This window comes from Demequina lignilytica (assembly GCF_030418375.1).
In the GTDB taxonomy this organism is placed as follows: domain Bacteria; phylum Actinomycetota; class Actinomycetes; order Actinomycetales; family Demequinaceae; genus Demequina; species Demequina lignilytica.
Genome location: NZ_JAUHPZ010000001.1, coordinates 319,647 through 332,326, shown reverse-complemented (window position 1 = coordinate 332,326; position 12,680 = coordinate 319,647). Strand labels below are relative to the sequence as shown.

Annotated in this window: 11 protein-coding genes; 7 read left to right on the top strand and 4 right to left on the bottom strand. The window is 71.4% G+C overall.

Features of this window, described 5'->3' with window-relative positions:
* Positions 1 to 9 precede the first annotated feature (9 nt).
* Complete coding sequence (ctaE, locus tag QQX13_RS01525) at positions 10 to 639, bottom strand: aa3-type cytochrome oxidase subunit III (protein WP_301144401.1); 630 nt, start codon at positions 637 to 639, stop codon at positions 10 to 12.
* Positions 640 to 796: 157 nt separating this feature from the next.
* Between ctaE and QQX13_RS01520 the strand changes: the two genes are divergently transcribed.
* Together QQX13_RS01520 and trpD are read left to right on the top strand one after the other, a co-directional pair.
* A complete protein-coding gene (locus QQX13_RS01520; RefSeq protein WP_301144400.1) occupies positions 797 to 1,225 on the top strand; it encodes a response regulator in 429 nt (142 codons plus the stop codon).
* A gap of 9 nt (positions 1,226 to 1,234) precedes the next feature.
* Positions 1,235 to 2,275, top strand: a complete 1,041-nt coding sequence (gene trpD, locus QQX13_RS01515) for an anthranilate phosphoribosyltransferase (RefSeq protein WP_301144399.1) — start codon at positions 1,235 to 1,237, stop codon at positions 2,273 to 2,275.
* Positions 2,276 to 2,318: 43 nt separating this feature from the next.
* Here the strand turns inward: trpD and QQX13_RS01510 are convergent, their stop codons facing one another.
* The gene (locus tag QQX13_RS01510) at positions 2,319 to 4,046 is read right to left on the bottom strand and encodes a DEDD exonuclease domain-containing protein (RefSeq protein WP_301144398.1); all 1,728 of its coding nucleotides are present in this window, start codon (positions 4,044 to 4,046) and stop codon (positions 2,319 to 2,321) included.
* Positions 4,047 to 4,143: 97 nt separating this feature from the next.
* Here QQX13_RS01510 and QQX13_RS01505 point away from each other — a divergent pair, with 97 nt between their 5' ends.
* A complete protein-coding gene (locus QQX13_RS01505; protein ID WP_301144397.1) occupies positions 4,144 to 4,344 on the top strand; it encodes a hypothetical protein in 201 nt (66 codons plus the stop codon).
* A 33-nt stretch (positions 4,345 to 4,377) separates the two neighbouring features.
* Here QQX13_RS01505 and QQX13_RS01500 read toward each other — a convergent pair whose 3' ends face one another.
* Positions 4,378 to 6,162 carry an AMP-dependent synthetase/ligase gene (locus QQX13_RS01500; protein ID WP_301144396.1) on the bottom strand — a complete coding sequence of 595 codons (1,785 nt, stop codon included), beginning with the start codon at positions 6,160 to 6,162 and terminating at the stop codon, positions 4,378 to 4,380.
* 87 nt (positions 6,163 to 6,249) lie between these two features.
* Between QQX13_RS01500 and QQX13_RS01495 the strand changes: the two genes are divergently transcribed.
* The 4 genes from QQX13_RS01495 (at position 6,250) to QQX13_RS01480 (ending at position 10,617) form a co-directional block, all read left to right on the top strand.
* The gene (locus tag QQX13_RS01495) at positions 6,250 to 7,209 is read left to right on the top strand and encodes an ROK family glucokinase (protein WP_301144395.1); all 960 of its coding nucleotides are present in this window, start codon (positions 6,250 to 6,252) and stop codon (positions 7,207 to 7,209) included.
* 7 nt (positions 7,210 to 7,216) lie between these two features.
* The gene (locus QQX13_RS01490; protein WP_301144394.1) at positions 7,217 to 7,945 is read left to right on the top strand and encodes a lysophospholipid acyltransferase family protein; all 729 of its coding nucleotides are present in this window, start codon (positions 7,217 to 7,219) and stop codon (positions 7,943 to 7,945) included.
* A gap of 82 nt (positions 7,946 to 8,027) precedes the next feature.
* Entirely contained in the window at positions 8,028 to 9,227 is a 1,200-nt protein-coding gene (locus QQX13_RS01485; protein WP_301144393.1) for a pyrophosphate--fructose-6-phosphate 1-phosphotransferase, read from the top strand.
* Positions 9,228 to 9,231: 4 nt separating this feature from the next.
* A complete protein-coding gene (locus tag QQX13_RS01480; protein ID WP_301144392.1) occupies positions 9,232 to 10,617 on the top strand; it encodes a class II 3-deoxy-7-phosphoheptulonate synthase in 1,386 nt (461 codons plus the stop codon).
* 78 nt (positions 10,618 to 10,695) lie between these two features.
* On the opposite strand, the gene pknB is transcribed toward QQX13_RS01480, so the two are convergent.
* Positions 10,696 to 12,657 (bottom strand): Stk1 family PASTA domain-containing Ser/Thr kinase, encoded by a 1,962-nt coding sequence (gene pknB, locus QQX13_RS01475; RefSeq protein ID WP_301144391.1) that lies wholly within the window; start codon positions 12,655 to 12,657, stop codon positions 10,696 to 10,698.
* Between the last annotated feature and the right edge of the window lie 23 nt (positions 12,658 to 12,680).

The window sequence follows — 12,680 nt, the reverse complement described above, 5'->3', positions numbered from 1 at the left end:
CTTGAGCCCCTAACGGATCAGGTAGATCACGGCGAAGAGCGCGATCCACACGACGTCGACGAAGTGCCAGTAGTACGAGACCACGATGGTCGTGGTGGCCTCGTGCGTGCCGAACTTCTTGGCGGCGAACGACCGGCCCAGCACGAACAGCATCGCGATCAGACCGCCGATGACGTGCAGGCCGTGGAAGCCTGTGGTGAGGTAGAACACCGAGCCGTAGGGGCTCGACGAGATGGTGAGGCCCTCCGAGATCAGCATCGCGTACTCGTACACCTGGCCGCCGATGAAGATCGCGCCCATGATGTAGGTCAGCACGAACCACTCGTGCATGCCCCAGCCCTTGAGCTTGAGCAGGGAGCCCGTGCGGCGGCGCTGATAGCGCTCGGCCGCGAAGACTCCCGCCTGCGCGGTGAACGACGAGAGCACGAGGACGGTCGTGTTCACCGCGGCGAAGGGGATGTTGAGCAGCTCGGTCTTGTCGGCCCAGACCTCGGGGACCTGAGCCCGGAGCGTGAAGTACATCGCGAACAGGCCCGCGAAGAACATCAGCTCGGAGCTCAGCCACACGATGGTGCCGACGGCGACCTGGTTCGGACGCGTCGCGTGGATGGGCGACGGCGCAGTCGTGGCGTGGGACATAGGTCCCATTAAAGCGCACGGAGCACGCAGTTCACACCATTCAACGCGCATGGCGCGGGGCCGGTTCCCGGCAATCCGCTCAAGCCGCGCGAACCGGGGCGGACGCGCCCCTGCGAGACGGGTGGCGCGGTCCCGCGGCCATGCCAGAATGGGCGACATGAGCGACGTGGTCAAGCACGAGTCCGGCGCCCCGGCGACCCGCAAGGCGCGCATCCTGCTGTACAGCGACGACCGCAACGTGCGGGAGAAGGTGCGCTTCGCCGTCGGTCCGTCCACGCACGGGCGCGAGATCGAGTGGGTGGAGACCGCCACGCACGCCGCGGTGATCGACCGCCTCGACAACGAGCGCTTCGACCTGGTCGTGCTCGATGGGGAGGCCGCGAAGGTCGGGGGCATGGGCATCGCACGGCAGATGAAGCACGAGCTGTACGAGTGCCCGCCGATCCTCCTGCTCGTCGGCCGTCCCGGCGACGCCTGGCTGGCCACCTGGTCGGAGGCGGACGCCGCCGTGTCGCACCCGCTCGACCCGTTCGCGGTGCGCGACGCCGTCGACGGCTTCTTCGCCCCCGCCGACGCGGACGCCTGAGGGGCTCTCGTGGCGACGTTGCAGGACCTGCTCGCGCGCCTGGTCGAGCACGAGGACCTGACCGCGGAGGAGACCGCCGCGGTGATGGAGTCCGTGCTGACCGACTCCGCCTCGCCCGTGGCCATGGGCGCGTTCCTCGCGGCGCTGCGCGTCAAGCGGGAGACGGCCACCGAGGTCGCGGGCCTCGCGCAGGCGATGCTGGACCACGCGCTGCGCTTCGAGGTGCCCGGCCGGACCGTGGACATCGTCGGCACCGGGGGCGACGGCGCCCACACCGTCAACATCTCGACCATGGCGTCGATCGTGATCGCCGGCGCTGGACCGACGGTGGTCAAGCACGGCAACCGCGCCGCGACGTCGAAGTCGGGCAGCGCTGACGTGCTCGGGGCGCTGGGTGTGCGGCTCGACCTTCCCGTCGAGCGCGTCAAGGAGCTCGCGACGGAGGTGGGCATCACCTTCTGCTTCGCGCAGGTGTTCCACCCGTCCATGCGGTTCGCCATGCCGATCCGCAAGGAGCTCGGCATCCCGACCACCTTCAACATCCTCGGCCCCCTGACCAACCCCGCGCAGCCTCAGGCGACCGCGATCGGATCCTCGAGCATGCGGGTGTCCCCGGTGCTCGCGGGCGTGGTCGCGTCGCAGGGCCGCGAGGCGCTCGTGTTCCACGGCGACGACGGGCTCGACGAGCTCGCGCCGACGGGACCGGCCACCCTCTGGGAGGTCCGTGGCGGCGAGATCTCGGAGCAGCGCCTCGATCCGGTGGGCGACCTCGGTCTTGCGCCGATCACCCTGGACGAGCTGCGGGGCGGCGACGCCGAGCAGAACGCCGCGGTGGTCCGACGCGTGCTCGAGGGCGAGACGGGCCCGGTCCGCGACACGGTGGCGCTTAACGCGGCCGCCGGCCTGGTGGCGGATGCGACGCTCCCGGGCACGGCCTCGGGCACCCTGGTCGAGCGCTTCTCGGCGGGGCTCGGCCACGCCGAGCGCTCGATCGACTCGGGAGCCGCGCGCGAGGCGCTCGATCGCTGGGTCGCGGCCACGCAGTCCTGATCCCCCTCGGGCGCACGCGTGCCGTCGGGCGGGTGAGCGAGGCTCAGGTGGTGCGCAGGTCGCCGCGCGCCGCGCGGTCGGCCCGACGCGCGTCGACCCACCGCGCGTGGCGGCCCGCGCCTGTCCACGGGCTCGCCCACTCGCCCTCGACCACGAGCAGCCGTGTGCCCGAGGACTCCAACCAGCGGGCGACGATCTCGCGCTCCTCGACCAGCACGGGCTCGTCCAGCCCCAGGTCGCCCGTGAGGCCCCGGAGGCGCTCGACTGCGGGCCAGACGTCGGCGCGCGAGGCCGCGTACGCGCTCGCCGCGAACGCGCCCCGGCGGAAGGCGGCGACGTCCCAGCCGTCGCCGTGCGGGCGCGCGGCGACGATGCCGCAGCGGGCGATCGCCGCGAGCCGCTCGGCACGCATCGCGCCGTCCACGACGGCGCTGATCCCGTCGCGCAGCTCTGCCGCGCGCTCGTACTCGAGCGCGTCGGCACGCTCCACGATGAGCTGCTCGAGCGCCGACACGACCGGGGCGGGATCGCGTTCGAGGGCGTCCTTGGCGGCGGCGGCCGTCACGTCGTAGCCCGAGGACGGCCCGCGCACGCAGGGGGCGGCGCAGGCCCCGAGGTCCTTGAGCAGGCACGCTCGCGCCCCGCCGCGGGGCGTGATGGGGAGCCGCGTGGTGCAGGTCCGCACACCGAGCGCGCTCTGCAGCGCCTCCACCGCGACGCGCGCGTCGGAGGCCGATCGCATCGGCCCGAGCGCGCCGGGGGGAGGCTCGATCGACCGGGAGACGCTCAGCCGCGGGTAGCGCTCGTCGGTGAGCCGGACCCATGCGGTGCGCTCGGGCCGGGCGGAACGCCGGTTGTAGCGCGGGCGGTGCTCCGCGATGAGGCGCACCTCCCTCACGTTGGCCTCGAGCTCCGTCGCGCACACGATGGTGTCGACGGTGACCGCGAGCTCGAGCATCTCGCGGATCTGGCGCCGCTGCTCTCCCGTGGTGAAGTACGACTTGACCCGTGCCCGCAGGTTCTTCGACGTGCCGACGTAGAGGCGCTCGCCGCGCGGCCCCCGGAACGTGTACACGCCGGGCTTGGCCGGCACCGTCTCGGCCATTGTCGCCTTGCGGCGCAGCTTCTCCGGCATGGGGTTGCGCAGCGCGACCAGGTCCTCACGATGGGTGATGCCGAACGCGGCCACGCGCTCGAGCATGCGGTGGAGGATCTCCGACGTCGCCCGGGCGTCCTCGAGCGCGCGGTGGTTGGGCTCCACCGCGGTGCCGAACACGCGCGCGAGCGTCGACAGCTTCTTGTTGGGGGCCTCCTCCTTGGTGGTGGCACGGCGCGCCAGGGTGACGGTGTCGACCACCTGGCTGCCCGGCCACGCGTAGCCGTGGGCGCGGCACGCCGCCTTGAGGAAGCCGACGTCGAACGGCGCGTTGTGCGCGACCAGCACCCCGTCGCCGAGGAACTCCAGGAAGGACGGGAGCACGTGCTCGATGCGCGGCGCGGCCACCACCATCGCGTCGGTGATGCCCGTCAGCGCCACGATCATCGGCGGGATGGGCAGGCCGGGATCGACCAGGGTCTGGAACTCGCCGACCAGCTCTCCGCCCCGCGTCTTCACCGCGCCGATCTCGGTGATCCGCGATGTCTGCGGGGACGTGCCCGTGGTCTCGAGGTCGACCACCACGAAGGTGGTCTGCGACAGCGGCTCGCCGACGTCCGCGAGCGTCGGCTGCCGGTGCAGCAGCTGCTCGAGGGTCGACGGAGGGGTGGTCATGGCGCCGACGGTACGTCAGCGGTCCGACACGACGGTGCCATCACCGCTCTGCCAGGCATGACGGAGCGATGTCAGACCCGTTGCGCACACTGGCCGCATGATGATCGATTGCGATTCGTGCGAGATGCGCGGGAAGTCCTGCGGGGACTGCGTGGTGTCGTTCCTCACGATCGAGGTGCGACCGTCCGACCGGGCCAGGGTCGAGTTCGACGACGACGAGGCGAGCGCGGTGGCGGCGCTGGCCGAGGGCGGGCTCGTCCCGCCGCTGAGGCTGGTCAGGCCGCCACGGGCGGGCTGACCAGCCTCGGGTGAGGGCAGCGCGCGCGACGCGTCAGCCTCGGTACAGCGCCTCGATCTGGTCGGCGAAGTCCCGGAGCACCAGGGAGCGCTTCATCTTGAGCGACGGCGTGAGGTAGCCGTTGTCGACCGTGAAGTCGTCGAGGAGGATCTCCCACCGGCGGATCGACTCCGCCCGGGACACCGCGCCGTTGGCGCGCTCCACGGCCTTCTCCAGGTGCTCGCGCACCGTTGGATCCTGCGCCGCCTCCGCGACGGTCATCTCCGGCAGCCCGTGGCCCTTGAGCCACGCGGGGAGCGCCTCGGCATCGAGGGTGACGAGCGCCCCGATGTAGGGCTTCGCGTCGCCGACCACGACGCACTGGCTGACCAGCGCGTAGCTCCGGAGCCGGTCCTCGAGCACCGCGGGCGCGACGTTCTTCCCGCCCGCGGTGACGATGATCTCCTTCTTGCGCCCCGTGATGTAGAGGTAGCCCTCGTCGTCCTGGTGCCCGATGTCCCCGGTGTGGAACCAGCCGTCCTGCATGGCGGCCGCGGTCGCCTCGGGGTTGCGGTGGTAGCCGGCGAACAGCATGTCGCCACGCATGAGGATCTCGCCGTCGTCGGCGATGCGGACCTCGAACCCGGGCAGGGGCGAGCCCACCGAGCCGATCTTCGAGAGCCTCGTGCGGTTCACGTGCGACGCGGCGGTGACCTCGGTCAGGCCGTAGCCCTCGAGCACCTGCAGGCCGAGCCCGTTGTAGAAGTGGCCGAGCCGCTCGCCGAGCGGCGCCGACCCGGAGATGGCGTGGATGGCGCGCCCGCCGAGCACGGCGCGGATCTTGGACAGCACCAGCCGGTCGGCCACCGCGTGGCGCGCCTTGAGCGGGAACGACGGCCCGCCGGGCGTCGACAGCGCCCGCGAGTAGTCGATCGACTGCTTGGCGGCCCAGCGGAAGATCTTCACCTTGCCGCCCTCGGCCGCCTTCTGCTCGGCGGAGTTGTAGACCTTCTCGAACACGCGCGGCACCGCGAGGATCAGCGTGGGCTGGAACGACGCGAAGTACGGGACGAGCTTGCGCGCGTCGGGGCAGTAGCCGATCACGGTGCCGGAGGCGAGGAGCGCGACCTCGACGAGCCGCGCGAGCGAGTGCGCGAGCGTGAGGAACAGCACCGTGCTGGCGCCGTCGAAGAGCAGCACGTCGTCGAGCTCGTCCTGGATGCCATAGGTGTGGCGGACGAAGTTGAAGTGCGTGAGCGTGACGCCCTTCGGGCGTCCCGTGGTGCCCGAGGTGTAGATGATCGTCGCGGGGGAGTCGAGGGTCGCGAGGGCGGACCGCTCGGCGACCAGCGAGTCGGGGATCCCGGCGCCCGCGGCGCGCAGGTCATCGAGGCAGCCGTCGTCGATCACCATGACGTCGCTGAGCGGGCTCTCCGCGTCCTCCGCGACCTGGCGCGCGAGCGCGGCGTGCTCGGCGGTCTCGACGAACAGGAGGGCGATCTCGGCATCGGAGGTGATCCAGTCGATCTGAGAGGCCGACGAGGTGTCGTAGATCGGCACCGGCAGGGCGCCGACGGTCCAGATCGCGACGTCGAGCAGGCTCCACTCGATCCGGGTGCGAGACATGATGCCGACGCTGGCGCCCGGCTCGACCCCCCGCGCGATCAGACCCTTGGCGATCGCGGCGACCGTGGCGAGCGCCTCGCCGCCCGTGACGTCGATCCAGCGGTCGTCCGCGTCGGCGTGACGCATGACCACCTGATCGGCGCGCTCGCGCCAGCGGTCGGTGATGAGGGCGACGATGTTCGGGGCGTAATCAGCGCGCGCGGGCTGGTTCATGAACGTGTGACTCCGGTGGCAGTGGGCGGGACCTCTCACAGGCTAGCCTTGACGGAGTCCCAGCGAAGCATCGGAAGGCCATAGAACATGCATGCAATCGGCGTAGACATCGGCGGCACCAAGATCGCGGTCGGTGTCGTCGACGAGCACGGGCGCATCGTGGCGAAGACCAAGCGCAAGACCAAGCCGCAGGATCCCGCGAGCATCGACCAGGCGATCGCCGAGGCGGTCGGCGAGCTGGCCGCGGACCACGAGTTCCACGCCGTCGGCCTCGCGGCCGCCGGCTTCGTCTCCTCGGACCAGGAGCACGTGCTGTTCGCGCCGAACATCGCGTGGCGCGACTACCCGCTCGCTGAGCGAGTCTCCTCGCTCATCGGACGCGATGACATCGCGGTCGTCGTGGAGAACGATGCGAACGCCGCCGGATGGGCCGAGTTCGCCTTCGGCGCCGCCCGCGAGGCCAGGAACATGGCGCTGCTGACCATCGGCACGGGGCTGGGCGCCGCGCTGGTCGTGGACGGCACGCTGGTGCGTGGCGCGTTCGGCTTCGCGGCCGAGCTGGGGCACCTGCGCGTGGTGCCCGGCGGGCACCCCTGCGGCTGCGGGCTCCGAGGATGCTGGGAGCAGTACGCGTCCGGCTCCGCGCTCACGCGCGAGGCGCGCCGCGCGGCGGTCGAGCGCGAGGTGCGCGCCGCCGCCCTGCTCGAGCTCGCCGGGGGAGACGCCGCCGCCGTCACCGGACCGATGGTCACCGAGGCGGCGATCGCGGGCGACGAGCTCGGCATCGAGCTGCTTGCCGAGCTCGGCCGGTGGATCGGAGAGGGATCGGCCTCGCTCGCTGCGGCCCTCGACCCGGAGCTGTTCGTCATCGGCGGAGGGGTGATCGCGGCAGGCGATCTCCTGCTGGGCCCCGCGCGCGAGGCCTACGAGGAGAACCTCCCCGCCCGCGGCCACCGACCCATCGTCCCGATCGTCGCGGCGCAGATGGGCAACGATGCCGGGATCGTCGGCGCCGCCGACCTGGCGCGCCTCGCCGCGCAGGCCTAGGAGCAGCATGAGCGACACGAACTACTGGTTGTTCAAGAACGTCCTGATCGGGCCGGCCGCCAAGGGCTACTACCGGCCCTGGGTCGAGGGCGCCGAGAACATCCCGGCGGAGGGCGGCGCCATCCTGGCGTCGAACCACCTGTCGTTCTCCGACTCCGTGTTCCTGCCGCTGGTGATCAAGCGCAAGGTGGTGTTCCTCGGCAAGGCCGAGTACTTCACCGGCAAGGGCGTGAAGGGCTGGGCGACCCGCACCTTCATGGAGGGAGTGGGCACCATCCCGGTACATCGCGGTGGCGGCCGCGCGTCGGAGGCGGCGCTGCGCACGGGGCTCCAGGTCCTGCAGGGCGGGGATCTGCTCGGGATCTACCCCGAGGGCACCCGGAGCCCCGACGCGAACCTGTACCGCGGCAAGACCGGCGTCGCGCGCCTTGCGATCGAGTCGGGCGCCCCGGTGCTCCCGGTGGCGATGATCGACACCCACATCGCCCAGCCGATCGGGCAGCGGCTGCCGTCCCGCCACCCGATCGGGGTGCGGATCGGCGAGCCGATCTCCCTCGAGAAGCACGCGGGTCGGCAGGACGACCGCACCGTGCTGCGCGAGGCCACCGACGAGATCATGCACGCGATCGCCGCGCTGTCGGGCCAGACGTACGTCGATCGCGACGCCGCGCTCGTCAAGCGCGAGATGGCCAAGGCCGCCCGCGAGGAGCCGGCCGAGGGAGACGCCGACCGCTAGGTCTCCCGTCCCGGCGCGGGGCCCCTGCCCGCACGCCTAGAATGACCACGAAATCCGCAAGCTCAACGACGAAAGGTCCGTCATGTCGGTTCGCCGTGTCGCCCTGCTCACCGCGGGAGGCTTCGCCCCCTGCCTGTCCTCCGCCGTCGGAGGCCTGATCGAGCGCTACACCGAGATCGCCCCCGAGGTCGAGATCATCGCCTATGAGCACGGCTACTGGGGCCTGCTGCTCGGCAAGAAGACCGTGATCGACGACGAGGTCCGCAAGCACGCGGGACTGCTCCACGAGTTCGGCGGCTCGCCGATCGGCAACTCGCGCGTCAAGCTCACCAACGCCGCCGACTGCGTCAAGCGCGGTCTGGTCGAGGAGGGTCAGAACCCCCTCGAGGTGGCAGCTGAGCAGCTCAAGGCCGACGGCGTCGACGTGCTCCACACCATCGGTGGCGACGACACGAACACCACCGCCGCGGACCTCGCCGCCTACCTGGCCGAGCACGACTACGGCCTGACGGTCGTGGGCCTGCCGAAGACCATCGACAACGACGTGGTCCCGATCCGCCAGTCGCTCGGTGCCTGGACCGCCGCCGAGGAGGCCGCGCAGTTCGGCCGCAACATCATCGGCGAGCACCGCTCGGGCCCGCGCATGCTCATCATCCACGAGGTCATGGGCCGCGCCTGCGGCTGGCTGACGGCCGCCGCCGCGAAGTCCTACCGTGACGACCTCGCCACGCGCACCTTCCTGCCCGGCATCGGGCTCACCAAGGAGCGCTGGGACATCCACGCCGTCTACGTGCCCGAGTCGCCGATCGACCTCGACGCCGAGGCCGACCGCCTCCGCACCGTCATGGACGAGGTCGGCAACGTCAACATCTTCCTCTCCGAGGGTGCCGGCGTCCCCGAGATCATCAAGGAGATCGAAGAGTCGGGCGGGGTCGTCGAGCGCGACCCGTTCGGCCACGTCAAGCTCGACACGATCAACCCCGGCCAGTGGTTCGCGAAGCAGTTCGCCGAGCGCCTCGGCGCGGAGAAGGTCATGGTGCAGAAGTCCGGCTACTACTCGCGTGCGGCCGCGGCGAACCCGCAGGACCTGCGCCTGATCAAGTCGATGACGGACTACGCCGTCGAGTGCGCGCTGCGCGGCGAGCCCGGCGTGATCGGCCACGACGAGGAGGACGGCGACCGGCTCAAGGCCATCGCGTTCCCGCGCATCGCCGGCCACAAGCCCTTCGACACCTCCACCCCGTGGTACGTCGAGACCCTCGAGGCGATCGGACAGGCGTAGACATATGACCGAGGCTGCCCTGACGGCGGCTGGCATCGACTCGTACCTCGCTTGCGAGGCGAGGCAGCAGCCGACGTGGCCCGACGCCACGGCGCTGCTGCACGCCACCGACCGTCTCAAGCAGGTCCCCCCTCTGGTGTTCGCGGGCGAGGCGGACCGGCTGCGTGAGCAGCTGGCCGCCGCGTCCCGCGGCGAGGCGTTCGTCCTCCAGGGAGGGGACTGCGCCGAGATCTTCGCCGAGGCGACGGCCGACCGTATCCGCAACAAGATCAAGACCATCCTGCAGATGGCCGTGATCCTCACCTATGGCGCCTCGACGCCCGTGGTGAAGATCGGCCGCATGGCGGGCCAGTACGCGAAGCCGCGCTCCTCGGACACGGAGACCCGTGACGGCGTGACGCTGCCCGCGTACCGCGGGGACATCGTGAACTCGTCCGGCTTCACGGCCGAGGAGCGGATCCCCGACCCGAACCGCCTGCTGGACGCGTACCACGTGTCCGCGTCGACCCTGAACCTGATCCGCGCGTTCACGCAGGGCGGCTTCGCCGACCTGCGGCGCGTGCACCAGTGGAACAAGGGGTTCGCGGCCAACCCGGCGTACGCGCAGTACGAGCGGACGGCGGCGGAGATCGACCGGGCCGTGCGCTTCATGGCGGCCGCGGGCGGCGACTTCGACGCGCTCAAGACCGTCGACCTGTTCTCGAGCCACGAGGCGTTGCTGCTCGACTACGAGCGGGCGCTCACCCGCATCGACTCGCGGTCGGGGCTCGCCTACGACTGCTCCGCGCACCTGCTGTGGATCGGCGAGCGCACGCGCCAGCTCGACGGCGCGCACGTCGAGTTCCTCTCGAAGGTGCACAACCCGCTGGCGGTCAAGCTGGGTCCGACCGCCACGGCCGACGATGCGGTCGCGCTCGCCGAGCGCCTGAACCCCGCGAACATCGCGGGGCGCCTGACCTTCGTCGCCCGCATGGGCGCGGACAAGGTGAGGGACGCGCTTCCGGGGATCGTCGAGGGCGTGCGGGACGCCGGCGTCGCGGTGACGTGGCTGACCGACCCGATGCACGGCAACACCTTCACCTCGGAGTCCGGCTACAAGACCCGTGACTTCGACACGATCCTCGACGAGGTCACGGGCTTCTTCGAGGTCCACACCGCGCTCGGGACCGTGCCGGGAGGCCTCCACGTGGAGCTCACCGGCGACGACGTCACCGAGGTCATGGGGGGCACCGAGAAGATCGACGACGAGGGCCTCGCGCGGCGCTACGAGACCAAGGTCGACCCCCGTCTCAACCATCAGCAGTCGCTCGAGATGGCCTTCCTGGTCTCCGAGCTGCTCACGCGCCACCACGCGACCCTGCCGCAGGACGAGAGCGTCGAGCTCGGCTGAGCCGGGCATCGTCCCGGCAGGGCAGAAGGCCCGTCCCTCGGGGGACGGGCCTTCTGCGCATCGTGGACGATGCGGGGGTCAGTTGTAGCGGAGGGTGATGGTCGAGTTCTTCTCGACCGCGGTGCCGGGGAAGATCGACTGGTCCACGACGGAGGTCTTCGAGCTCCACGGCCACACGGGGTAGAGGCTGACCTTGAGCCCGTCGTCCTTCGCGGCCGCCTCGGCCTCGTCCACCGCGAGCCCGACGTAGTCTCCCACCTCGATCAGAGGCTTGCCCTCGGACACCGTGATGGTGATCGCGTCCGTGCGACGCGCCTCGGAGCCGGCGTCCAGGCTCTGGGCGTAGACCTCGCCGGTCTTCACGTCCTCGGTGCGTCCGGTCTCGACGGTGACGCGCAGCGCGTAGTCGTCCTCGAGGAGAGCGACAGCGTCGTCCTGCTTCATGCCGCTCACGTCCGGGACGGTGATCGGTGCGGGCCCGGACGAGACGACCATGTCGACCGGCTCGTCGTGGCGGACCGTCTCGCCCTCGGCCGGCGAGACCGACATGACCTCGCCGGACGGCACCGTGTCGGACGACGTCGACGTGACCTCGCCGATCGTGAAGCCGATCTCCGCGAGCGCCGCTCGGGCGTCGTCCTCTGACGAGCCGACCACGGACGGCACGGTGAACATCTCCGGGCCCTGCGAGACGAACACCGTGACCGTGCTGCCACCGAGGACGCGCTGCTGCGCGCTCGGGTCCGTGCCGATCACGAAGCCGTCGAGCACGTCGTCGTCGTAGACGTACTCGACCTCGGCCTCGAGCCCGGCGCTCTCGAGGAACGTGCGGGCGTTGTCCTCGGTCTCGTTCGCGACCGGCGGCACGGTCGTGTAGGCGCCCGGACCGATCGAGTTGTACCACCACAGCGAACCGCCGCCGATGACGAGCACGGCCACCAGGATCGCGGCGATCCACCAGCCCGCGCGCCGGTCGGCGCGGCGCGGCTCCTCCGCCTCAGGGTCGTCGTCGGGCAGGTCGGGCACCACCTCGGCGCCCACCGCGGGGAACGGGTGGCCCAGGCCGATCGGGAGCGCGACGGTCGCGCCCACGGGGGCGGCCTCGAGCACCGTGGTCGCGTCGTCGTCGCCCACCGCGGGGATCTGGCCCGACGGCGGGTCGGCGCGGCGATCCAGGGTGGGGTCGTCGAGCAGCTCGCGGGTCGCGCGCAGGCGCTCGAGCGCCTCGGCCGCGTCCGCGGGACGGTGCGCGGGGTCGCGGGAGGTGAGGCTCGCGACCAGGTCGTCGATCTCCGGCGGCAGCCACGGCACGGACTCCGACGGCGCCGGCATGTCGTGGTGGACGTGCTGGGTGGCGACGTCGATGGCGGTGTCGCCGGTGTACGGCTGGCGTCCGGTGATCATCTCGTAGAGCAGCACGCCGACGGCGTAGACGTCGGTACGCGCATCCGAGATCCCGTTCGAGATGAGCTCGGGGCCCAGGTACGCGACGGTGCCGAGGATGGTCCCCGTGGTGCTCGAGGTCACCTCGGTGACCGCGCGTGCGAGGCCGAAGTCGGCCACGCGGGGCCGACCGTCGGTGTCGATGAGGACGTTCTCGGGCTTCACGTCCTGGTGCACCAGCCCCTGGCGGTGAGCGGCCGCGAGGGCGTCGAGCACGTGCTCGGCCGTGGTGAGGGCGTCGCCGAGCGCGAGCGGACCCTCGTGCGCCATCCGCTCCCGCAGGTTCTCGCCCTCGACGAACTCCATGGTCAGGTAGGACAGCTCCTGGTCGGTGCCCTGGTCGTAGACGCGGACCACGCCCGGGTGGGTGAGCCGTGCCGCCGCCTTGGCCTCGCGTCGGAAGCGCGCGACGAACTCCCGGGAGCGCGGGTCGACCTCCAGATGCGGGTGCATGACCTTGAGGGCGATCTCGCGCTCGAGGTGGCGATCGAACGCCAGGTACACCGTCGCCATCCCGCCCGCCGCGACGCGCTCGCGCACCTCGTACCGGCCGTCGATGACGCGGCCGAGGAGCGGATCGGTCAGGGTGTCGGACACGTGCGCCATTCTAGGCGTCCCGG

Excerpts from the sequence above, each read along its gene's own strand:
- ctaE (WP_301144401.1), bottom strand. The coding sequence starts at position 639 with ATGTCCCACGCCACGACTGCGCCGTCGCCCATCCACGCGACGCGTCCG.
- QQX13_RS01510 (WP_301144398.1), bottom strand. The coding sequence starts at position 4,046 with ATGACCACCCCTCCGTCGACCCTCGAGCAGCTGCTGCACCGGCAGCCG.
- QQX13_RS01520 (WP_301144400.1), top strand. The coding sequence starts at position 797 with ATGAGCGACGTGGTCAAGCACGAGTCCGGCGCCCCGGCGACCCGCAAG.
- QQX13_RS01480 (WP_301144392.1), top strand. The coding sequence starts at position 9,232 with ATGACCGAGGCTGCCCTGACGGCGGCTGGCATCGACTCGTACCTCGCT.
- QQX13_RS01490 (WP_301144394.1), top strand. The coding sequence starts at position 7,217 with ATGAGCGACACGAACTACTGGTTGTTCAAGAACGTCCTGATCGGGCCG.
- QQX13_RS01505 (WP_301144397.1), top strand. The coding sequence starts at position 4,144 with ATGATGATCGATTGCGATTCGTGCGAGATGCGCGGGAAGTCCTGCGGG.
- QQX13_RS01500 (WP_301144396.1), bottom strand. The coding sequence starts at position 6,162 with ATGAACCAGCCCGCGCGCGCTGATTACGCCCCGAACATCGTCGCCCTC.
- QQX13_RS01485 (WP_301144393.1), top strand. The coding sequence starts at position 8,028 with ATGTCGGTTCGCCGTGTCGCCCTGCTCACCGCGGGAGGCTTCGCCCCC.
- QQX13_RS01495 (WP_301144395.1), top strand. The coding sequence starts at position 6,250 with ATGCATGCAATCGGCGTAGACATCGGCGGCACCAAGATCGCGGTCGGT.